This window comes from Mycobacterium sp. 050272 (assembly GCF_039023525.1).
Classification (GTDB): domain Bacteria; phylum Actinomycetota; class Actinomycetes; order Mycobacteriales; family Mycobacteriaceae; genus Mycobacterium.
In genome coordinates this window covers 195785-217605 of sequence record NZ_JBCHKV010000003.1, presented here as the reverse complement: position 1 = coordinate 217605, position 21821 = coordinate 195785, and the positions used below count along the sequence as shown (strand labels likewise).

22 protein-coding genes and 1 tRNA gene are annotated in these 21821 nt (G+C 66.6%); 12 read left to right on the top strand and 11 right to left on the bottom strand.

The window, feature by feature from the left end; genetic code table 11:
• Positions 1-3 precede the first annotated feature (3 nt).
• Positions 4-1617: an ABC transporter substrate-binding protein gene (locus AAHS21_RS08755; RefSeq protein WP_342927288.1), complete on the bottom strand. Its 1614-nt coding sequence runs from the start codon at positions 1615-1617 to the stop codon at positions 4-6.
• Positions 1618-1707: 90 nt separating this feature from the next.
• Here AAHS21_RS08755 and AAHS21_RS08750 point away from each other — a divergent pair, with 90 nt between their 5' ends.
• Complete coding sequence (locus AAHS21_RS08750) at positions 1708-2502, top strand: hypothetical protein (RefSeq protein ID WP_342927287.1); 795 nt, start codon at positions 1708-1710, stop codon at positions 2500-2502.
• A gap of 3 nt (positions 2503-2505) precedes the next feature.
• On the opposite strand, the gene AAHS21_RS08745 is transcribed toward AAHS21_RS08750, so the two are convergent.
• Positions 2506-2970, bottom strand: a complete 465-nt coding sequence (locus tag AAHS21_RS08745; protein WP_342927503.1) for a DUF4232 domain-containing protein — start codon at positions 2968-2970, stop codon at positions 2506-2508.
• A gap of 218 nt (positions 2971-3188) precedes the next feature.
• On the opposite strand from AAHS21_RS08745, the gene acs reads away from it, so the two are divergent.
• Positions 3189-5150 (top strand): acetate--CoA ligase, encoded by a 1962-nt coding sequence (gene acs / locus AAHS21_RS08740; protein WP_342927286.1) that lies wholly within the window; start codon positions 3189-3191, stop codon positions 5148-5150.
• A gap of 1 nt (position 5151) precedes the next feature.
• Here acs and AAHS21_RS08735 read toward each other — a convergent pair whose 3' ends face one another.
• On the bottom strand, positions 5152-5850 hold the full coding sequence (locus AAHS21_RS08735) for a serine protease (protein WP_342927285.1): 699 nt from the start codon (positions 5848-5850) through the stop codon (positions 5152-5154).
• Between the two features lie 257 nt (positions 5851-6107).
• Between AAHS21_RS08735 and AAHS21_RS08730 the strand changes: the two genes are divergently transcribed.
• Positions 6108-6650 carry a phage holin family protein gene (locus AAHS21_RS08730; protein ID WP_342927284.1) on the top strand — a complete coding sequence of 181 codons (543 nt, stop codon included), beginning with the start codon at positions 6108-6110 and terminating at the stop codon, positions 6648-6650.
• Positions 6651-7601: an alpha/beta hydrolase gene (locus tag AAHS21_RS08725; RefSeq protein ID WP_342927283.1), complete on the top strand. Its 951-nt coding sequence runs from the start codon at positions 6651-6653 to the stop codon at positions 7599-7601.
• Here AAHS21_RS08725 and marP read toward each other — a convergent pair whose 3' ends face one another.
• From marP to nth, 4 genes are read right to left on the bottom strand one after another with little or no spacing between them, the layout of a single operon-like run.
• Positions 7602-8795: an acid resistance serine protease MarP gene (gene marP / locus AAHS21_RS08720; RefSeq protein ID WP_342927502.1), complete on the bottom strand. Its 1194-nt coding sequence runs from the start codon at positions 8793-8795 to the stop codon at positions 7602-7604.
• Between the two features lie 5 nt (positions 8796-8800).
• Positions 8801-9583, bottom strand: coding sequence for a CoA pyrophosphatase (locus tag AAHS21_RS08715; RefSeq protein WP_342927282.1), 783 nt, complete (start codon positions 9581-9583; stop codon positions 8801-8803).
• 55 nt (positions 9584-9638) lie between these two features.
• The gene (locus AAHS21_RS08710) at positions 9639-10238 is read right to left on the bottom strand and encodes a TlpA disulfide reductase family protein (RefSeq protein ID WP_342927501.1); all 600 of its coding nucleotides are present in this window, start codon (positions 10236-10238) and stop codon (positions 9639-9641) included.
• A gap of 58 nt (positions 10239-10296) precedes the next feature.
• A complete protein-coding gene (gene nth / locus AAHS21_RS08705; RefSeq protein ID WP_342927281.1) occupies positions 10297-10977 on the bottom strand; it encodes an endonuclease III in 681 nt (226 codons plus the stop codon).
• A 173-nt stretch (positions 10978-11150) separates the two neighbouring features.
• On the opposite strand from nth, the gene AAHS21_RS08700 reads away from it, so the two are divergent.
• Together AAHS21_RS08700 and crp are read left to right on the top strand one after the other, a co-directional pair.
• Positions 11151-11537: a hypothetical protein gene (locus AAHS21_RS08700; RefSeq protein WP_342927280.1), complete on the top strand. Its 387-nt coding sequence runs from the start codon at positions 11151-11153 to the stop codon at positions 11535-11537.
• Between the two features lie 84 nt (positions 11538-11621).
• A complete protein-coding gene (gene crp, locus AAHS21_RS08695; RefSeq protein ID WP_036465140.1) occupies positions 11622-12296 on the top strand; it encodes a cAMP-activated global transcriptional regulator CRP in 675 nt (224 codons plus the stop codon).
• A gap of 41 nt (positions 12297-12337) precedes the next feature.
• Here the strand turns inward: crp and AAHS21_RS08690 are convergent, their stop codons facing one another.
• The 3 genes from AAHS21_RS08690 to AAHS21_RS08680 are packed head-to-tail and all read right to left on the bottom strand — an operon-like array spanning position 12338 to position 13770.
• Entirely contained in the window at positions 12338-13132 is a 795-nt protein-coding gene (locus AAHS21_RS08690) for an MBL fold metallo-hydrolase (RefSeq protein ID WP_342927279.1), read from the bottom strand.
• A 5-nt stretch (positions 13133-13137) separates the two neighbouring features.
• Positions 13138-13593, bottom strand: a complete 456-nt coding sequence (locus AAHS21_RS08685) for a RidA family protein (RefSeq protein ID WP_342927278.1) — start codon at positions 13591-13593, stop codon at positions 13138-13140.
• Between the two features lie 15 nt (positions 13594-13608).
• Positions 13609-13770, bottom strand: coding sequence for a DUF4177 domain-containing protein (locus tag AAHS21_RS08680; protein WP_090607515.1), 162 nt, complete (start codon positions 13768-13770; stop codon positions 13609-13611).
• Positions 13771-13879: 109 nt separating this feature from the next.
• On the opposite strand from AAHS21_RS08680, the gene AAHS21_RS08675 reads away from it, so the two are divergent.
• Positions 13880-14902 (top strand): ArsA family ATPase, encoded by a 1023-nt coding sequence (locus tag AAHS21_RS08675; RefSeq protein ID WP_342927277.1) that lies wholly within the window; start codon positions 13880-13882, stop codon positions 14900-14902.
• Positions 14899-16056, top strand: a complete 1158-nt coding sequence (locus AAHS21_RS08670) for an ArsA family ATPase (RefSeq protein ID WP_342927276.1) — start codon at positions 14899-14901, stop codon at positions 16054-16056. The genes AAHS21_RS08675 and AAHS21_RS08670 overlap by 4 nt, the downstream gene beginning before the upstream one ends.
• 339 nt (positions 16057-16395) lie before the next feature.
• Here AAHS21_RS08670 and AAHS21_RS08665 read toward each other — a convergent pair whose 3' ends face one another.
• Positions 16396-16746, bottom strand: coding sequence for a WhiB family transcriptional regulator (locus tag AAHS21_RS08665; protein ID WP_342927275.1), 351 nt, complete (start codon positions 16744-16746; stop codon positions 16396-16398).
• Positions 16747-17106: 360 nt separating this feature from the next.
• On the opposite strand from AAHS21_RS08665, the gene ponA2 reads away from it, so the two are divergent.
• The 4 genes from ponA2 (at position 17107) to AAHS21_RS08645 (ending at position 21793) form a co-directional block, all read left to right on the top strand.
• Positions 17107-19536 (top strand): transglycosylase/D,D-transpeptidase PonA2, encoded by a 2430-nt coding sequence (gene ponA2 / locus AAHS21_RS08660; RefSeq protein WP_342927274.1) that lies wholly within the window; start codon positions 17107-17109, stop codon positions 19534-19536.
• Positions 19537-19582: 46 nt separating this feature from the next.
• The gene (locus AAHS21_RS08655) at positions 19583-20542 is read left to right on the top strand and encodes a metallophosphoesterase (RefSeq protein WP_342927273.1); all 960 of its coding nucleotides are present in this window, start codon (positions 19583-19585) and stop codon (positions 20540-20542) included.
• A 29-nt stretch (positions 20543-20571) separates the two neighbouring features.
• Entirely contained in the window at positions 20572-21645 is a 1074-nt protein-coding gene (locus AAHS21_RS08650; protein WP_342927500.1) for a PLP-dependent cysteine synthase family protein, read from the top strand.
• 71 nt (positions 21646-21716) lie between these two features.
• Positions 21717-21793: transfer RNA gene (locus AAHS21_RS08645), tRNA-Pro, on the top strand.
• Positions 21794-21821 lie beyond the last annotated feature (28 nt).

The window sequence follows — 21821 nt, the reverse complement described above, 5'->3', positions numbered from 1 at the left end:
GTCTTAGGCCTTGACGATGTTCTCGTAGTCGGGCAGCCCGTTCCAGGTGACCTTGACGTTGCTGACCTCCGGCGACCACCCCACCACGGCGATGTAGTACCACAACGGTACAGCGGGCATGTCGTGCAACAGGATTCGTTGCGCCACGTTGACCAGAACATCGGCCTGCTGCAGGCTGGGCGCGGCCTCGGCGGCCGCGAGCCCGGCGTCGAACTCCCGGCTGGAATACCCGACGTCGTTGGATCCCGCACCGGTGGCGTACAGCGGGGCGAGGAATTCGATCATCGACGGATAGTCGCCGATCCATCCGGCGCGGAAGGCGGTGTCGATGGTGCGGTTGGTGATCTGAGTGCGGAACCCCGCAAAGGTCGGGTGCGGAGCGCCGACGGCGTCGATGCCCAACACGTTCTTGATGCTGTTGGCCACCGCGTCTACCCACTCTTGGTGGCCGCTGTCCGCGTTGTAGGCGATGGCGTACCGCCCGCTCCACGGCGAGATTGCGTTGGCCTGCGCCCAAAGTTGCTGTGCCCGTTCGGGATTGAAGTCCAGTGCGTCGTTGCCTGGGATGTTCGGGTCGAACCCCGGCAGGGAGCGGGCGGTGAAATCGCGGGCCGGGCTGCGGGTGTCGTTGAAGATCTGCCGGCAGATCTGCGGACGGTTGACCGCGGCCGACAAGGCCAACCGTCGCAACCGGCCCTCCTCACCGCCGAAATGCGGTAGCCGCAATGGTGTGTCGAGTGATTGGCTGACCGCGACGGGCCCGCTGGCGGCGTTGTCACCGAGGTCGCGGCGGTAAATTGTCAGCGCGCTGGACGGAATCGTGTCCAGGACATCGAGATTGCCGGATAGCAGGTCGGCATAGGCGGTATCCAGGTTGCCGTAGAACTCGAACCTCAAGCCCTTGTTATGGGGTTTGCGGTTGCCGTGGTAATCGGGGTTGGGCTTCATGTCGATCTTCACGTTGTGTTCCCAGGCGGGTCCGTCGGGATTGTCGGCCAGCCGATACGGCCCGTCGCCCACCGGGTTGCGCCCGAACGCCGCCATGTCACGAAATGCCCGGTCCGGCAACGGATAGAACGCATTGTGACCCAAGCGCAACTTGAAGTCGACGGTCGGTGCCTTGAGCCGCACCGTGAACTCGAGATCGTTGACCACCGCAAGCCCGGACATCGTGGTCGGCTTGCCGTCGCCCGGCGGGCCGGCTACGTCGTCGAATCCGGCGATCGGACTGAAAAAGTCCTGCTGCAGTTGGGCGTTGGCGCTCATAGCACCGTAATTCCACGCGTCGACAAACGAATGTGCCGTTACCGCAGAGCCGTCGGTGAACTTCCAGCCCGGTTTGAGAACAATCCGGTAGTTGACATTGTCGGTGGTCTCGATGGACTGCGCCACTTCCGGTGACGGTTTGCCGTCGGCGTCGTAGGACACCAGGCCGGCGAACAGCCGATCCAGGATCCGCCCGCCGAGGCTGTCGTTGGTGCCGGTCGGTATCAGCGGGTTCGGCGGTTCGCCGCCGTTCACCACCACCAGTTCAGGGCTCAGCACGCCGCCGCCGCAGCCGGCCAGCGACGCGGTCGCAAGCACGACGACAGCGGTCATAGCCCGCATCCAACACATGACAGCGACCCTAGGGCCTGCGAGCACACCAGCCACGCAAGGACCGCCGGTGAGGTGCGCCAGGCGGCGCCGACAACCTAGGATTTCGACATGGGGGTCACGCTTCTCGCCTCGGACCACGACGTGGGTGTGGCGCTGGGCGAGACGGCGTTCGCTCTGGGCGTTCCCCTCATCGGATTGATCTGTCTGATCGTCGGCCTATGGGAGCGTTCCCGAAGCCGCCGACGGCCGCGCCCCGGTTACCCCTACCCGCCGCCGATGGGGTATCCGGGCCCGCAACCGCCCTATCCCGGCTACCCGCCCTACCCCGGGTATCCGCCGTACGGCGCGCCCGCCCCGCCGCGGCGCGCGAGCGGGGCGTCCACCGCGCTGATCACGATCGGCGCGGTCGTACTGGTGCTCGGAATCGTGGCAGACTTCGTCAACGCGGCATCGCGGCTCGCCAAGCATCAAGAACGCACGTCGATGCAGGTTGGCGAGTGCATTACTCAAATGTCTTATCGCTCAGAGGCATTCGATTCGAGCCCGGGCAACGACTGCGCCAATCCGGCGAATACCTACTTGCTGGCCGCCAAAGGCGGACCGTCGGCACAGTGCCCCGACGGAAAGCGTGAGGGCTCCGTTTATGACCGCTACACCGACAGCTCGACCATCCTCTGTTTCGCCCTGAACCTCAAACAGGGCCAGTGTTATCTCGTGTCCGGCGAGCGCGACAGTCCCAAACTGACTCTGGGTGACTGCAATGACCATGAGTCGGGCGTGATGCGAGTCATCCAGCGCATCGACGGCACCGCGAACAGTTCGGACTGCCCGTCGGGGCTCAACGGAGTCAGCTACCCCACTCCCCCGGTGGTCTATTGCCTGGAGAGGGCGAGCCCGTACTAGGTCCTACTGCTGCGCGGCGGTGACCGGGTGCACCTGCAATTCGCAGGCGTCGATGGCGACCGGCACCATGAACACGATGATCGTGTTCGGCGGGTTGACCTGCAGCGCGGTGTAATTGGGGCACGGGTTGCCCTTGCGGTCTATGGCCACGCCCTCCACGACGGCCTGGGCCTGTGAGGCCAGCGACAGGGTGACGGTAGGCGGCTCATCGACATCGCTCGGCAAGCCGCCCATGTAGCCGCGCGGCGTGGGCTTGGCGTGAATATTGGGCCCGCCCTCGCCCGTCTCGACCGCGGGGTAACCGGTCAGCGTGCACGGTTCCGCACCACCGGCGAGGCTGAACGTCAGGGTCACCGAGCGGTGGCCCACGGCGGCCTGCGTCGGGGAACCGGCGACGTCGACCTGCTCCGAGCGACACGGCAGCGCCTGATCGCCGACCGGCACCGCCGACGCGTGCGGCCCCAGCACGCCGGCTACCGCGTAACTCGTTGCGGCCGCGGCGATGCTGAGAGATAACCAACGGGCACGCTGCCCGCGACATTCCGGCACAACCGTGATTATGCGGGATGACAACGAGGTTTACCCCCGGATTGGCGTCCACAGATTCGGCTGGCGGGTCTAGGCTCACAGACGGTTGACCAGCTCGAGACCCGGCCCTCGACATACTCGACATAGGAGCGAAGCCAGTGACCGCCACGCACACCGAAGGCCCTTCGTCGTACCCGCCGCCGGCGCAATTCGCCGAGCAGGCCAACGCCCGCGAGGATCTCTACCGCGAGGCCGAAGCGGACCGGCTGGCGTTCTGGGCCAAGCAGGCCAACCGGCTGACGTGGGCCAAGCCGTTCACCGAGGTGCTGGACTGGTCGCAGGCGCCATTCGCCAAATGGTTTTCCGACGGCAAGCTCAACGTCGCCTACAACTGCGTGGACCGCCACGTCGAGGCCGGCCTCGGCGACCGGGTGGCGATTCACTGGGAGGGCGAGCCGGTCGGCGACAGCCGCAGCCTGACCTACTCCGACCTGCAGGACGAGGTGTGCAAAGCGGCCAACGCGCTGACCGATCTTGGTCTGGTCGCCGGCGACCGCGCCGCCATCTATATGCCGTTGATCCCGGAAGCCGTGATCGCGATGCTGGCCTGCGCGCGACTGGGTGTCATGCACAGCGTCGTGTTCGCCGGTTTCACCGCCAAGGCGCTGAGCGCCCGCATCGCCGACGCCCAGGCCAAGGTGCTGATCACCGCCGACGGACAGTTCCGGCGCGGCAAGCCCGCACCGCTGAAGGATGCCGCCGACGAGGCCGTGGCGCCCGGACCGGACGGCGAGAGCCCCGTCCAGAAGGTTCTGGTGGTGCGGCGCACCGGAATCGACGTGTCCTGGAACGACGACCGCGACGTGTGGTGGCACGACGTGGTGGATTCCGCGTCGGCCCAACACACCGCGGCGCCCTTCGACGCCGAGCACCCGCTGTTCCTGCTGTACACCTCGGGCACCACCGGAAAGCCTAAGGGCATCGTGCACACCAGCGGCGGCTACTTAACCCAGACGTCGTACACGCACTACAACATCTTCGACATCAAGCCCGACCGCGACGTGTTTTGGTGCACCGCCGACATCGGCTGGGTCACCGGGCACACCTACGGCGTCTACGGTCCGCTGTCCAACGGCGTCACCGAGGTCCTCTACGAGGGCACTCCCGATTCGCCCAGTCAGCACCGGCATTTCGAAATCATCGAAAAGTACGGTGTCACAATCTATTACACGGCACCCACGCTGATCCGGACGTTCATGAAGTGGGGTCGCGAGATCCCCGATGCACACGACCTGTCCAGCCTTCGACTGCTGGGCACGGTGGGCGAGCCGATCAACCCCGAGGCCTGGCGCTGGTACCGCAGGGTGATCGGCGCCGACCGCCTCCCGATCGTGGACACCTGGTGGCAGACCGAAACGGGTTCGGCGATGATCTCCCCGCTGCCCGGAGTCGCTGCGGCCAAACCTGGTTCGGCGATGAGGGCGTTGCCCGGGATTTCGGCCAGCATCGTCGACGACCACGGCGATCAGCTGACGCCGACCGTCCACCATGGCGAACACGTGACCGGCTACCTGGTCTTGGACCAGCCGTGGCCGTCCATGCTGCGCGGCATCTGGGGCGACCCGGACCGATATATCGAGACCTACTGGTCCAGGTTCGCCGAGCAGGGCTGGTATTTCGCCGGTGACAGCGCCTATTACGACCGCGACGGCGCCATCTGGGTGGTGGGCCGCATCGACGACGTGATGAACGTGTCCGGGCACCGGCTGTCGAGCGCCGAGCTGGAGTCGGCGCTGGTCGGCCACTCCGGAGTGGCCGAGGCCGCGGTGGTCGCCAAGAAAGACGAGACCACGGGCCAAGCCATCTGCGCGTTCGTCGTGATGTGCGCCGAGTACGACATGCACGAGGGCATCGTCGAGGAGTTGCGCGCCGAGGTGGCCCGGGAGATCTCGCCGATCGCCAAGCCACGCGAGATCCACGTGGTGCCCGAACTGCCCAAGACCCGCAGCGGCAAGATCATGCGCCGGCTGCTGCGCGACATCGCCGAAAATCGCGACCTCGGAGACACGTCGACACTGCTTGACCCGGGCGTCTTCGACGCGATCAGAGAGGCCAAGTAGCTCAGACCGGTATCGGGACGAAGCCCGCGCCGGGCCGGTGCTTGGCGTTGATGTCGGCCAGGATCGCGTTGAACGACATCACCACCGCCGGAGTGTGCAGCGGGATGTACTTGATGATGCAGGTCGGCAGGTTGTCACTGAACGCGCCGTGGATCATCCCGACCAGCAGGTTGTCGACCGTCACCGGCCCACCGGAGTCACCCGGGCGGCCACACACCTGCATGACGATGGTTCCCGGATCCTGGCCCGGCCCCCAGGTGACACCACACGAATTGCCGGTCGTCCGGCCCTGCTTGCAGGCGATCTGCCCGAACACCGGTTCCGGACCGATGCCGTTGATGATGAACCCCCCGTAGTTGGCCACCGGCGCCACCTTGGCCGGATCGAACTTGATCACCGCATAGTCCAGGGCGTCGTTGCCCGCGACCATGACGCCCAGGATGCCTCTGCCTTCGGCCGCCTCGGCGGCGACCTGCGCGCCCGGTCCACCGCAGTGCGCGGAGGTGAAACCGATCAGCTCACCGGCGGCATCGCCGCCGATCGTGGTCAGCGTGCACATGGTGTCTCCGTTGATGACGATGCCGGCACCGCCACCCATCGGGACCCGGTCGTCAGCGGCCGCGACATTTGCAGGCACAGCGGGCTGGACGAGGAGCACGGCCACCAGCGCCGCCACAAAGCACCGATGCGCCGTCTGCAATGCGTAACTCCCATCAGCGGGCCGGATGTCGGAGAACAGCTGCGCCAGTCTAGATGATCACCCCGGCGCCCCTCTTGCTGTGCGAATGGCGGCGGCCGGGCCCGTCGGTCGCCGGGTCCCGCGGACTTCGGCTGGCCTCGTCTGGCATCGCGGCGCATGGCAACATAAACCGCGACGACAGCGAACGGGCTCGGCGACTATGCGAGCCAAGCAGCGGCTTTGTCAGGAGCCGGGCAGTTCAACGGAGAGGACCGTTAGTGAGCAAGGTCGATCGCAGTAATGGTGTGCCGAGCACGCTGACCACGATTCCGTTGGCCGACCCGCACGCCAGGCCCGGCGAACCGTCGATCGGCGACCTGATCAAAGACGCGACGACTCAGGCGTCCACGCTGGTGCGGGCCGAAGTCGAGCTGGCCCGCGCGGAGATCACCCGCGACATCAAGAAGGGCCTCACCGGCAGCGTCTTCTTCATCGCCGCGCTGGTGGTGCTGTTCTACTCCACCTTCTTTTTCTTCTTCTTTCTCGCCGAGCTGCTCGACAACTGGTTGTGGCGGTGGGTGGCCTTCCTGATCGTGTTCGCGCTCATGGTCGTGGTCGGAGCTGTGCTGGCGCTGCTGGGCTATTTGAAGGTGCGCCGGATCCGCGGACCACAGGAGACCATCGAATCGGTCAAGGAGACGCGCAGCGCGCTCACCCCGGGCCACGACAAGCACGCCGCCGCGACCAAGCAACTCACCGACACACCCGGCAAGCACGCCAAGCCCGAGAACGGCAACCCCGGCGACCCCTCAGGTTGGTAAATGGCAGTACCTGATCCGTCGATGGTCCGCATCGACGGGCCGTGGCGCCATTTGGACGTGCACGCCAACGGCATTCGATTCCACGTCGTCGAGGCGCTACCGACCGGTCCGGGCGCACCGGCGGCGGCAGCCGCACGACCGCTGGTGATGCTGCTGCATGGTTTCGGCTCGTTCTGGTGGTCCTGGCGGCATCAGCTGCGTGGGCTGACCGATGCCCGGGTGGTCGCGGTCGACCTGCGCGGCTACGGCGGCAGCGACAAGCCGCCGCGTGGTTACGACGGCTGGACGCTCGCCGGCGACACGGCCGGACTTATTCGCGCGCTTGGGCATTCGTCGGCGACGCTCGTCGGCCACGCCGACGGCGGGCTGTGCTGCTGGGCCACCGCGCTGCTACATTCGCGGCTGGTGCGCGCCATCGCGCTGGTCAGCTCGCCACACCCGGCGGCGCTGCGCCGATCGGCGTTAACGCGCCGCGACCAGAGTTCCGCACTGCTGCCGACCCTGCTGCGCTATCAGCTACCGCTATGGCCCGAGCGGTTGCTGACCCGCGACAACGGCGCCGAGATCGAACGTCTGATCAAGCACCGTAGCTCCGCCAAATGGGTTGCCTCCGAGGACTTCTCGCAAACGATCGGTTATCTGCGCACGGCGATCCAGATTCCCGGTGCGGCGCACTGCGCCCTGGAATACCAGCGCTGGGCGGTGCGCAGCCAGCTGCGCGGTGAAGGCCGGCGATTCATGAAGTCGATGTCGCGCCAGCTCGGGGTGCCGCTGCTACATCTGCGCGGCGACGCCGACCCCTACGTACTGGCCGATCCGGTCGATCACAGTCAGCGCTATGCGACGCAGGGCCGGTACGTATCCGTCACCGGCGCAGGGCATTACAGCCACGAAGAGATGCCCGAGGAAATCAACAGACACCTGATGAGGTTTTTCGAGCAGGTGCACTGATCAGCTGACGCAGGTCCCGGTGCCCACCTGTTGGGTGTCACCGATCTTGGCCATCTGGCCGGCCACCTCACCGGCGGTCAACACAAATCCGGTGTCGGGATCGTCGACAGCAGCGCCGAATACCACGCCCAGCACGTGGCCGCTGAGGTCGATCAGCGGCCCACCCGAATTGCCTTGCTCCACATTGGCTCTGATGGTGTAGACGTCGCGCGTGACCGGTTGCGGATCGCGGTAGATGTCGGGGCCGCTGAGTTTGATGGCCTCGCGAATCCTGGCCGGGGTCGCGGTGAAGTTGCCGCCGCCGGGGTAACCCAGCACCACCACGTTGGTGCCGGTCTTCGCCTCGGTGTCGCTGAAAGCCAGTGGCGGAGGCGGCAGGTTCGGAATGGCAAGAATGGCAATGTCGACGGAAGGGTCGTAGGAGACGACGGTGGCGTCCAACGGGTTACCGCTGGCGTAGATCTGTACGCTGCTCGACCCCGCCACTACGTGCGCATTGGTCATCACCCGATCGGGAGCGATCACAAATCCCGTGCCCTCCAACACTTTCTGGCAGCTGGGCGCCAGGCTGCGTACCTTCACCACGCTGGGCGCGGCGGCGGTGACCACTGGATTGGTGGCAAGCGAGGGATCCGGTGATTCGACCGGGACCACCGGCGTGCGGCTGAACGGCTCGAGCACCGCGGGCAGCCCCGAGGTGTTCAACAACGCCGAAAGGCGTTTGGGCACAGTCTTCAACCACGGGGGCGCGATGGTGTTGACCTCGGCGAGCACCCGCGAACCGCGGACCGCGGCCGCCAGCTCGGGCTGGTCTTTCGACTGGGTCAGCGGCGTCGCCAGCAGCCACGCGGCGGTGAGCACGACGACGAGCTGCACCCCCACCCCAATGACCGAGTCCACGGTTCTGAACGTGCGGCTGCGGATCGCGCCGCGCACAGCGCGTCCCAGCACCACGCCGGCGACCTCACCGACGACGACCAGCGCAAGAATGAGGAACAGCGCGCCGAACAACTTGGCGCGCGGGGCGGCGATGTGGCTGACGATGTGGGGCGCCAGCAGTACCCCGGCGATCGCGCCCAGCAGCACACCGATAAACGAGAAGAGCGAACCCACCGCGCCCGAACGCCAGCCCGAGATGGCCGCGATGAAAGCGACGGCGAGCACCGCGATATCCAGCCACTGCGACGGGGTCATCGAGTTCATCGCGCGCCGCCCTGCCGGCCGACCAGCACCATCGCTTCGTCGAGTTCACGGACGTCGTTGGTGTCCCACGGCTTTGCCCAGCCGGCGACGTCGAGAACGGCAGAGATCACCTGGCCAGTGAATCCCCAAACCAGCATTTGGTTCAGCAGAAACGCCGGACCTGCCCAACGATTGCCGAGGTCGCCCCGGTAAACCATCAGCCGGTTGTCCGGATTGATGAACGCGCGCACCGGAACCCGCGACACGATCGCCGTCTCGCCCTCGTTGACCACCGCGACCGGCCCGGGGTCGGGAGAGTAGGCCAGCACCGGGACGACGTGGAACTGCGACGGGGCGATGAACGTCTTCTCCATCGTGATCAGCGGGTGCAGCCGAGTGACGTCGATCCCGGTCTCCTCGTGGGCTTCTCGCAGTGCGGTGGCGACCGGTCCGCGATCGCCCGGGTCGGCCGCGCCGCCGGGGAACGCCGCCTGACCCGCATGGTGTCGCAGCGAGGACGCCCGCACGGTGAGCAACAGGTCGGCGTCGTCGGGCACGGCACCGTTGCCCGGCCCGGACTCGGGACCCGAAAACAGCACCAGCACAGCGGCCTCGCGGTCGTCGTCGGCGGATGCCGCCCGGGCCGCGGTCACCATCGCCAGCACATCGGGAGGCAACCGGCGCCGGTAGGCCTCCGGGATCTGGCCCACGTTGTCGACCAGCGGCCGCAACCAGGGCGGGCAGACGTCGGGCGTCAGGGGAGCCGTCCCCTGCGCGCGGGCGGCACCCCCACCACTCACCGGCGCCTCCTTGTCGGGTCCACCTGCCCAGCCATTGTCGGACCGCCGAACTCGGTCATCCGTTGTTTCCGACCGCGGCCTCGATCTCGTCGGCACTCGCGAAATCGCGCAGCAGCGTCTGCGCAACGCTACCGTCCGGTCTCAGCACTACGGTCGCGGGCACCACATTCGCGACCTTGAGTGCTGCGGCGATCAGCCGCCGCCCATCCTGCAAGGTCGGGAGCCGAACACCCAGCTCCGCCAGCCGCAACAATGCCGCGGTCTCGTTCTCGTCCTGATGCACGGTCACCACCAGGACGTCGGAGGCGACCCGGCGCTGATATTCGGCCATCGCGGGCAATTCGGCCGCGCACGGCGCGCACCAGTACGCCCATATATTGATCACCACCCGGCGGCCGGCCAGCGCACGGGCGACGTCGACGGTGGATCCGTCGGCCGCGCATTCGACCACCACGCCGCGCAGGACCGCGGGGCCGGCACCGTTGCCCGGCGCGGGGCAGGGTGGCAGGTTTGCTCGCGCGCGGGGGCCGGCCAGCGCGGCCGGTGTGTCGGCGTCGCGGTGCTCTCGATTCGGTCCCGAGCTTGCGGGCGACGTCGTCGCGGCCGGCCGGGAGTCGTCGCGCAGTTGCGCGACGAACGCGGCCACCAGCGCCATCACCACCGCCAAGATCGCGATGGTCCACCGAGTTCTCGGGGTCAACGTCCCGGCCGTGCTACAGCCCGACCAGCGACAGCAGGTGTTCGGCTTCGGGGCCCTGCACCAGGGGCGCGGCCAGCGCCGGTTCGGTGGGGCCGAGCCCGAACGACGGGCAGTCTTTAGCGAGCAGGCAGACCCCGCAGGCCGGCTTGCGGGCGTGGCACACCCGGCGGCCGTGGAAGATCACGCGGTGGCTCAGCAGGGTCCATTCCTTACGTTCGACCAGTTCGCCGACCGCGTGCTCGATTTTGACCGGGTCCTTTTCCTCGGTCCAACGCCATCTGGCCACCAGCCGCTGAAAGTGGGTGTCGACCGTGATTCCGGGGATGTCGAAGGCGTTTCCCAAGACGACGTTGGCCGTCTTGCGCCCGACCCCGGGCAGGGTCACCAACTCCTCCATCGTCGACGGCACCTCGCCGTCGAACTTCTCGACCAGGGCCTGCCCCAACCCGATCAGTGAGCTCGCCTTGTTGCGGAAGAAGCCAGTGGGACGGATGAGGTTTTCCAGCTCATCGCGATCGGCTTTCGCATAATCCAGTGCCGACTTATATCTGGCGAACAAAGCCGGCGTCGTAAGGTTCACCCGTTTGTCGGTGCTCTGCGCCGAAAGAATGGTGGCCACCACCAGTTCCAGCGGCGATCTGAAATCCAGCTCGCAATGTGCGTCCGGAAATGCTTGTGCCAGTGTGCGATTCATCCTGCGCGCGCGACGCACCAAACCCACTCGAGTTTCCGAGGCCCAACGCCGGGCAAGTGCGGAATCAGGCTTGGAATCAGCGGAAGCCGCGGTGGTTTTCGAACGCCCGGACGGCCGTGCCACTGTCACCTACGACAGAGTACTGATTTCGTAATCTCCCTGAGACCTTGGCCATGTTTACTCTCCTTGTGTCATGGTTGCTGGTGGCGTGCGTGCCGGGGCTGCTTATGCTCGCCGCGCTCGGCCTGGGGCGGCTCGAAAAGGAGCTCGGCCGGGAGTCGATTACGTCGACCGACGTCGACGAGTTTCTCGAACAGGCGCAGGCAATGGATATGCGCACGTTGGCCCGCGAGGGCATGCCCGAAGCGCTGGAGTACCTGCATCGACGCCAGGCCCAGCAACTCGCGCTGTCCCCGCCGCCCAGCGGTCGCCATCGCGCCGAATCGCTGCTCGCAACCGCATTCACCGATCCCCCCGCGCGCGCTTTACCGATGCGGATACACGCGCATTCCGGCGGAAATCCGCAATATGGGGCGACTAGACACGTCAATCGTGTGTAGCGTTGGCACGTTGGCCTACCTCTAGACTCGTAACCCGAGCTAGGTAGGTATCCATATCACTTCGTTGGAAAGCTGAAGGTCAAAGTGGACGAGATCCTGGCAAGGGCAGGAATCTTCCAAGGGGTTGAACCCGGCGCAGTCACCGCACTGACCAAGCAATTACAACCCGTCGACTTCCCGCGTGGACACACCGTTTTCGCGGAGGGGGAACCAGGCGATCGGCTGTACATCATCGTCTCGGGGAAGGTCAAGATCGGTCGCCGGTCACCCGATGGCCGGGAGAATCTGCTGACAATCATGGGCCCGTCGGACATGTTCGGCGAACTGTCGATCTTCGACCCGGGCCCCCGGACGTCGAGCGCCACGACGATCACCGAGGTGCGTGCGGTTTCGATGGACCGCGATGCGCTGCGCGCGTGGATCGCCGATCGGCCCGAAATCGCCGAGCAATTGCTGCGGGTGCTCGCCCGGCGGTTGCGTCGCACCAACAACAATCTCGCCGACCTCATCTTCACCGACGTGCCCGGCCGGGTGGCCAAGCAGCTGCTGCAGCTCGCTCAGCGTTTCGGCACCCAGGAGGGTGGCGCGATGCGGGTCACCCACGACCTGACCCAAGAGGAGATCGCCCAGCTGGTCGGGGCGTCCCGGGAGACGGTCAACAAGGCCCTCGCCGACTTCGCCCACCGTGGGTGGATCCGGCTGGAGGGTAAAAGCGTGCTGATCTCGGACTCCGAGAGACTAGCCCGCCGCGCGCGGTAACCGCGCACATCACGCCCGGCGCCGCCGCACTCTCGGCGAGTTCACTCGCGGCGCAAGTAGTCCAACTGCACTTGCACCGACCATTCGGCGGCATCCCAGAGCTTTTCATCGACGTCGGTGTAGACATGCTCGACGACCTGACGGGCGCTGGCGTCGTCGCCGATTTCCCGCAACGCCGAGCGCACCTGCTCCAGCCGCTCCTGACGGTGGACCAGATATCCGTGCGTGGCGGATTCCAAATCCGGCAGGTCGGGCCCGTGCCCGGGCAATACCGCGCGACGGCCCAGCCCGCGCAGCCGGTGCAGCGACTCCAAGTAAGCGGTCAGGCTGCCGTCTTCCTTATCCATGACGGTGGTGCCACGGCCAAGCACGCTGTCGGCGGTCAATACCGCGTCGTCGAGCAGGAACGACAACGAGTCCGCGGTGTGCCCCGGCGTGGCCATCACCTTGATCTTCAGGTTGGCGGCGTCGATGATCTCGCCGTCGACCAGCTCGCCGCCGAGGCCACGCAGGAATCCGCTGCCCGCCGAGCGCACGGTCGCGCCGGTGAGCTCGACCAACTTGTCGATGGCGTCGGTGTGATCGCTGTGCCGGTGACTGATCAGGACCAGGGCGATGCGCCCGAGCGATGCGATCCGGGCGATGTGCTCGTTGTCGTCGGGCCCCGGGTCCACGATGACCAGCTCGTCGCTGCGGGGTCCGCGCAACACCCAGGTGTTGGTGCCCTCCAGCGTCAGCAGGCCCGGGTTCTCGGCCAGCAGGACCGAGGCAGTGTCGGTGACCGCCCGCAAACTGCCGTATGCGGGATGAGTCAGCGGCTCAACTGTCTCGGTCACGGCCGTTAGCCGACCTCCACGATCAACTCGACTTCGACCGGCGCATCCAGCGGTAGCTCGGAAACGCCCACCGCCGAACGTGCATGCGCACCTTGGTCACCGAACACCTCACCGAGCAGTTCTGAGGCCCCGTTGACGACGCCGGGCTGACCGTTGAAGCCGGGTGCGGAGGCGACGAATCCGACGACCTTGACCACCCGGGTCACCGCGTCGATACCTACCAGGGAATTCACCGCGGCCAGAGCGTTGAGCGCACACAGCCGCGCCATCGCCTTGGCGTCATCGGGGTTGACGTCGGCGCCCACCTTGCCGGTGCCGGCCAACGTTCCCGCCACGATCGGCAGCTGGCCCGAGGTGTAGACCAGGTTGCCGGTGCGCACCGCGGGAACGTAAGAGGCCAACGGCGCAACCAGGTCCGGAAGCGCGATGCCGAGCTGCTCAAGCCGGGCCGAAGCAGTCATCTGCGAGTGTCCTCTTTACTTGGGGCGCTTCAGATAGGCGACGTGTTGCTCACCGGTCGGCCCGGGCAGCACGGCGACCAGCTCCCAGCCGTCGGCACCCCACTGGTCGAGGATCTGTTTGGTGGCGTGCGTCAGCAGCGGAACCGTGGCGTATTCCCATGGGGTCGGTTGGCTCATGACGCGAGCTTATCGGTCGGGCGTGAACCCCACGGGTCAGCCCGGTGGACCGCGATCCGATGTAGCTACCCGATTTGCCGGGGTCGCGCGGAGCTCGGGCTAGCATGCGATGGTGGCAACCACTTCTAGCGGCAACGCTGCCGTCGGCTGGCCGGCCCGACTGTCGAAGGCCCGCTTGCACTTCGTCACCGGCAAAGGCGGGACGGGCAAATCGACGATCGCGGCCGCGCTGGCGCTGACCCTGGCGGCCGGCGGACGCAAAGTCCTCCTGGTCGAAGTGGAGGGTCGCCAAGGGATTGCGCAACTGTTCGACGTTCCGCCGCTGCCCTACCAGGAGGTGAAGATCGCCACCGCCGAGCGCGGCGGTCAGGTCAATGCCCTGGCGATCGACATCGAGGCCGCGTTCCTGGAATACCTCGACATGTTCTACAACCTCGGGATCGCCGGACGGGCGATGCGCCGGATCGGTGCGATCGAGTTCGCGACGACGATCGCGCCCGGCCTGCGCGACGTGCTACTCACCGGCAAGATCAAGGAGACGGTCGTCCGCAGGGACAAGAACAAGCTGCCGGTGTACGACGCGATCGTCGTCGACGCACCACCGACCGGGCGCATCGCGCGCTTTCTTGACGTCACCAAAGCGGTGTCCGATCTGGCCAAGGGCGGCCCGGTGCACTCGCAAAGCGAGGGCGTTGTCAAGCTGCTGCACTCCGATGCGACCGCCATCCACCTGGTCACGCTGCTCGAAGCGCTGCCGGTGCAGGAGACGATGGAAGCCATCGAGGAGCTTGCCGAGATGCAACTGCCGATCGGCAGCGTGATCGTGAACCGCAATATTCCGGCATACCTGGAGCCCCGCGACCTGGCCAAGGCCGCCGAGGGCGACATCGACGCCGACGCGGTGCGCGCCGGGTTGAAGACGGCAGGAATCGAGCTGGGCGACAACGACTTTGCCGGCTTACTAACCGAAACCATTCAGCACGCGACCCGGATCACGGCACGGGCCGAGACCGCACAACAGCTCGACGCCTTGAAAGTGCCGCGGCTGGAGTTGCCCGCGATCTCCGACGGTGTCGACCTCGGCAGCTTGTATGAGCTGTCGGAATCGCTTGCACAGCAGGGAGTCCGATGACTACCACACCGAAAACCCTTGACATGGCTGAAATTCTGGCCGACCGTGCCAACCGCGTCGTCGTCTGCTGCGGCGCAGGTGGCGTCGGCAAGACGACCACCGCGGCGGCGATGGCCCTACGTGCCGCCGAATATGGCCGCACGGTCTGCGTTTTGACGATCGACCCGGCTAAACGGCTGGCGCAGGCGTTGGGCGTCAACGACCTCGGCAATACGCCACAGCGGGTGCCGCTGGCACCCGAGGTCACCGGCGAGTTACACGCGATGATGCTCGACATGCGCCGCACTTTCGACGAAATGGTGATCCAATACTCGGGAGGCGCTCGGGCGCAAACGATTTTGGACAACCAGTTCTACCAGACGGTCGCCACCTCTCTGGCCGGTACGCAGGAGTACATGGCGATGGAGAAGCTTGGCCAGCTATTGGGCGAGGACCGCTGGGACCTGGTGGTGGTGGACACTCCCCCGTCTCGCAATGCACTCGACTTCCTGGACGCGCCGAAACGCCTGGGCAGCTTCATGGACAGCCGACTGTGGCGACTGCTTCTTGCGCCGGGCCGCGGCATCGGCAAATTGGTCACCGGCGCAATGGGTTTGGCGATGAAGGCGCTCTCAACCGTGCTCGGCTCGCAGATGCTGGGCGACGCGGCGGCCTTCGTGCAGTCACTGGATGCCACCTTCGGCGGCTTCCGCGAGAAGGCGGACCGCACCTACGCGCTGCTGAAGCGGCGTGGCACCCAGTTCGTGGTGGTGTCGGCGGCCGAACCCGACGCGCTGCGTGAGGCGTCCTTTTTCGTCGACCGGCTATCCCAAGAGAGCATGCCGCTGGCGGGCCTGATCTTGAACCGCACCCATCCCCTGCTGTGCGCACTGCCGGTGGAGCGGGCCATCGACGGGATCGAGTCGCTGAAGTCGGAGGTGGACTCCGACGCCGCATCGCTGGCCACGGCGGTACTGCGGATTCACGCCGACCGGGGCCAGACCGCCAAGCGGGAGATCCGGCTGCTGTCCCGATTCACCGGCGCCAACCCAAACGTGCCGGTCGTGGGCGTTCCGTCGCTGCCGTTCGACGTGTCGGACCTGGACGCCCTGCGTGCGCTCGCCGATCAGATCACCGCCGCCGGTGATGATGCGGCCCGCGCGGCGGGGCGCTGAGGAACCGGCGAATCCGAACCCCGCCGGCGACGGCAAGGCCCGCGCAGCGGATCGCTGAGACTCGCCAAAGGAACGCTCGTTCAGGGCCGATCCGGCCTGCACAGAGCCGCGATACGGCCAGTTCAATAAGCCGCTGAGCGGCTGCCAAAAATTTGGGCGGGTGACGACGATTGGAGTCAGAACCAGTTAAATCGGCGAATTGCCATCTGGCACAAGCTAGTTCGCGCTAGAGCCGCTATTGCACACGCGCCCAACCCGAGGGCGCTGTAACGGTTTTGTAATAATAAGTTTCGACCTACCTGTGCGCCGCGACGCTGCGGCGCACCCGCGTTCCAAGCGTCAGCTGACGCCGCGGCTCCGGCGCTTGTCGAAGAAATCGGACCACGAAACGACCTCGGGGTGCTGCTTGAGCAGGGCCCGGCGCTGGCGTTCGGTCATGCCACCCCAGACGCCGAACTCGACCTTGTTGTCCAGCGCGTCGGCGCCGCATTCCTGCATCACCGGGCAGTGCCGGCAGATCACCGCGGCCTTACGCTGGGCGGCCCCCCGGACAAACAGTTCGTCGGGGTCAGTGGTCCGGCATAGCGCTTGGGACACCCAGGCAATTCGTTCTTCAGCATCAACACTGTGCAGCACCCCCTGTGCCGCCGCAATGTTGGTTCGGCGTGCCGCCGGTCGTGTTCCTGACACGAGCTGTTCCCTTCCTCCCGGTCGCTATTAACGACCGCCCTCCTGGGTAGCAGATCAATGCTGCGATCCACACCACACTGTGCTGATCGGTGTTACCTGAATCTCACCGTCTGTATAAGTTAGGTGGTCAGGAGCCAATTGCGCAACAGTCTGATAACGCTTTTTTTGGGACGGGCGTGCCGTCTTGTCCTTGAGCGTAGGCGCGATCATGAGATTGAGTACCCGTTTTGGGTAGCTGATATGTAACGCGATCGAGAACATCGCATCCCGATCGGCAGCAAAGCTGCAGGTCACATGATCTAGATCCGCTGTGCGGATCGGCGGCGCGTCACGCGACAAACGGCGGTTACTGTAGTACGCATGTCAGACCGCCCCCCGGCAGCTCTCACGATTCTTAAGCTGGCTGGCTGCTGTCTGCTGGCGAGCGTGGTGGCCACGGCGCTGTTGTTCCCGATGGCCGGCGGGCTGGGACTGATGTCCAACCGGGCCTCCGAAGTGGTCGCCAACGGCTCAGCCCAGCTGCTCGAGGGTCAGGTGCCCGCCGTCTCGACGATGGTGGACGCAAAGGGCAACACCATTGCCTGGCTGTACGAGCAACGCCGGTTCGAGGTGCCCACCGACAAGATCGCCAACACGATGAAGCTGGCGATCGTCTCGATCGAAGACAAGCGATTCGCCGAACACAACGGGGTGGACTGGAAGGGCACACTGACCGGGCTGGCGGGCTATGCGTCCGGCGACGTCGACACCCGAGGGGGTTCGACGATCGAGCAGCAGTACATCAAGAACTACCAACTACTGGTCACCGCGAAGACCGACGCCGAAAAGCGCGCTGCCGTCGAAACCACCCCGGCGCGCAAGCTGCGCGAGATCCGGATGGCGCTCACGCTCGACAAGACCTTCACCAAGCCGGAGATCCTGACCCGCTACCTGAACCTCGTCTCCTTCGGTAACGGCTCGTTCGGGGTGCAGGACGCGGCGCAGACCTATTTCGGGATCAACGCGTCGGATCTGAACTGGCAGCAGGCGGCGCTGCTGGCCGGCATGGTGCAGTCGACCAGCACGCTGAACCCCTACACCAATCCCGACGGTGCACTGGCCCGGCGCAACCTGGTGCTCGACACGATGATCGAGAACCTGCCGCAGGAGACCGACGCGCTGCGCGCCGCCAAGGCGACGCCGCTGGGCATCTTGCCGCAGCCCAACGAGCTGCCACGCGGCTGCATCGCCGCCGGCGACCGCGCTTTCTTCTGTGACTACGTCCAGGAGTACCTCTCACGCGCCGGCATCAGTAAGGAACAGGTGGCCCGGGGCGGCTATCTGATCCGCACGACGCTGGATCCCGACGTGCAGATCCCGGTCAAGAGCGCCATCGACAAGTTCGCCAGCCCGACCCTGCCCGGCATCTCGAGCGTGATGAGCGTGATCAGGCCCGGCAAGGATTCGCACAAGGTGATGGCGATGGCCAGCAACCGCACCTACGGCCTCGACGTCGACGCCGGCCAGACGATGCGCCCGCAGCCGTTCTCGCTCGTCGGCGACGGCGCGGGATCGGTGTTCAAGATCTTCACCACCGCCGCCGCGCTGGACATGGGCATGGGCATCAACGCCACGCTCGACGTGCCGCCGCGGTTCCAGCAGAAGGGCCTGGGTAGCGGTGGCGCCAAGGGCTGCCCGAAGGACACCTGGTGTGTGGTCAACGCCGGTAACTACCGGGGCTCGATGAACGTCACCGAGGCGCTGGCCACCTCGCCCAACACCGCGTTCGCCAAGCTGATCTCGCAGGTGGGGGTGACGCGCACGGTCGACATGGCGGTCAAGCTGGGGCTGCGGTCCTACGCCGACCCCGGCACGGCCCGTGACTACAACCCTGACAGCAACGAAAGCCTGGCCGATTTCGTCAAACGGCAGAACATCGGGTCGTTCACGCTCGGCCCGATCGAGGTGAACGCCCTGGAGCTGTCGAACGTCGCCGCCACGCTGGCGTCGGGCGGGGTGTGGTGCCCGCCCAACCCGATCGACAAGCTGATCGACCGCAACGGCAATGAAGTTGCCGTGACCACCCAGACCTGCGACCAGGTGGTGCCCGAAGGGCTGGCCAACACCCTGGCCAACGCGATGAGCAAGGACGCGACCGGCGGCGGTACCGCGGCCGGTTCGGCCGGCGCGGCGGGCTGGGATCTGCCGGTGTCGGGTAAGACCGGCACCACCGAGGCGCACCGCTCCTCCGGGTTCGTCGGGTTCACCAGCCGCTATGCCGCAGCCAACTACATCTACGACGACTCCACCTCGCCGACGGACCTGTGCTCGGCGCCGTTGCGCCACTGCGGCGAGGGCGACCTGTACGGCGGTAACGAGCCCGCGCGCACCTGGTTCACCGCGATGAAGCCGATCGCGCTGAGCTTCGGCGACATCAAGTTGCCGCCGACGGATCCGCGCTACGTCGAGGGCTCGCCCGGGTCGCGGGTGCCGAGCGTGGCCGGCATGGACGTCGACGCCGCGCGCTCGCGCCTCAAAGAGGCCGGCTTCCAGGTCGCCGACCAGACCAACTCGGTCAACAGCACCGCGAAGTTGGGCGAGGTGGTCGGGACGTCGCCGTCGGGCAACACGATCCCCGGCTCGGTCGTCACCATTCAGGTCAGTAACGGCATCCCGCCGGCACCGCCTCCGCCGCCGGACGGAGCGCCGCTGCCGATCGGCTCGCAGGTCGTGGAGATCCCCGGTCTGCCACCGATCACCATTCCGCTGCTGGCGCCGCCGCCACCACCGCCCGGACAGCCGCCTCCGTAGCCGCGCAAGACGCTCCTGAGGCCGCAACCGGCAGTAGGCTGCGTGCATGGCTGATGTTTTGCCCGCTCTGATCCGTACCGGCGCCGTCGCGCTCGGTTCGACGGTCGCCGGCATCGGTTACGCCGCGGTCGTCGAACGCAACGCCTTCGTCCTGCGCGAGATAACGATGCCCGTCTTGTCGCCGGGTTCCACGCCGCTGCGCGTACTGCATATCAGCGACCTGCACATGATGCCCAACCAGCGCCGCAAGCAGGCGTGGCTGCGCGAGCTGTCCGGCTGGGAGCCCGACTTGGTGGTCAACACCGGCGATAACCTGGCCCACCCGAAAGCGGTCCCCGCGGTCATCCAGGCGCTGGGCGACCTGCTGTCGCGCCCGGGTGTCTTCGTCTTCGGCAGCAACGACTACTTCGGGCCGCGGCTAAAGAACCCGCTGAACTACCTCACCAACCCGTCCCACCGGATCACGGGCGAACCGCTGCCCTGGCAGGATCTGCGGGCGGCGTTCACCGAACGCGGCTGGCTTGATCTCACCCACACCCGCCGCGAGTTCGAAGTGGCCGGCCTGCATCTGGCCGCCGCGGGCGTGGACGACCCGCACATCGATCGCGACCGCTACGAGACGATCGCGGGCCCGGCCAGCCCGGCGGCGAATCTGCGGCTGGGTCTGGTGCACTCCCCCGAGCCGCGGGTGCTGGATCGCTTCGCCGCCGACGGCTACCAGCTGGTGATGTCCGGACACACCCACGGCGGGCAGCTGTGCCTGCCGTTCTACGGCGCGCTGGTGACCAACTGCGGCCTGGACCGCACCCGGGCCAAGGGGCCGTCGCGCTGGGGCGCCAACATGCAGCTGCATGTGTCCGCGGGACTGGGGACCTCTCCGTTCGCGCCGGTGCGGTTCTGCTGCCGTCCCGAAGCGACCCTGCTGACGTTGATCGCCGCCCCGATGGGTGGGCGGGATTCCAGCAGCAACTTGGGCCGCTCGCAGCCCGCGGCATCGCTGCGTTGAACGATCGGACCCGGCTCGCGGTCCGCAGTATGTCCCGCGGCTGGACGGACAACGCGATCCGGCTGATCGAGGCCGATGCCCGCCGCAGCGCCGACACCCACCTGTTGCGCTACCCGTTGCCGTCGGCCTGGGGCACGGACGTCGACATCGCGCTGTACCTCAAGGACGAATCGACGCATATCACCGGCAGCCTCAAGCACCGACTGGCGCGCTCGTTGTTTCTGTACGCGCTGTGCAACGGCTGGATCGGCGAGGGCACCACTGTGGTCGAGGCGTCGTCGGGTTCCACCGCGATCTCCGAGGCGTACTTCGCGTCGCTGCTCGGCCTGCCGTTCGTCGCCGTGATGACGGAGAACACCAGCGCGTCTAAAGTCGCGTTGATCGAATCACAAGGCGGCCGTTGCCATTTCGTGCAGAACTCCAGCGAGGTGTACGCCGAGGCGTATCGGGTCGCCCGGGAGACCGGCGGCCACTACATGGACCAGTTCACCCATGCCGAGCGGGCCACCGACTGGCGCGGCAACAACAACATCGCCGAGTCGATCTTCGCGCAGATGCGCGACGAGAAGTATCCGATCCCGGAGTGGATCGTCGTCGGCGCGGGCACTGGCGGAACCAGCGCGACGATCGGGCGCTACCTGCGCTACCGCCGGCACGCCACCGGGCTGTGCGTCGTCGACCCGGAGAACTCCGCGTTCTTCCCCGCCTACGCCGAACAGCGCTACGACCTCGTGATGGAGACGTCGTCGCGGATCGAGGGGATCGGGCGGCCGCGGGTCGAGCCGTCGTTTCTGCCCGACGTGGTGGACCGCATGGTCGCCGTGCCCGACGCCGGGTCGATCGCCGCCGCCCGTCACGTCAGCGCCGTGCTGGGACGTCGGGTGGGGCCGTCGACGGGAACCAATCTGTGGGGTGCGTTCGGGCTGCTGGCCGAGATGGTCGCGGCGGGGCGCAGTGGCTCGGTGGTCACGCTGATCGCCGACAGCGGCGACCGCTACGCCGACACTTATTTCAGCGACGAATGGGTCGCCGCGCAGGGGCTCGATCTCGTCGGCTCGGCCGCGGCGCTGGTCGACTTCGAACACAACTGCAGCTGGACGTAGCTCTCGGGGTGCCCGCTGCCAGCGGTTTGGGCAGTCGGCGGGCGGGTGCGATAGGCTGTCGTGGCTTCAAGCGGGGTGTGGCGCAGCTTGGTAGCGCGCTTCGTTCGGGACGAAGAGGCCGTGGGTTCAAATCCCGCCACCCCGACCAGTTTTGCGGCTGGCAATTCCTAAGCGTT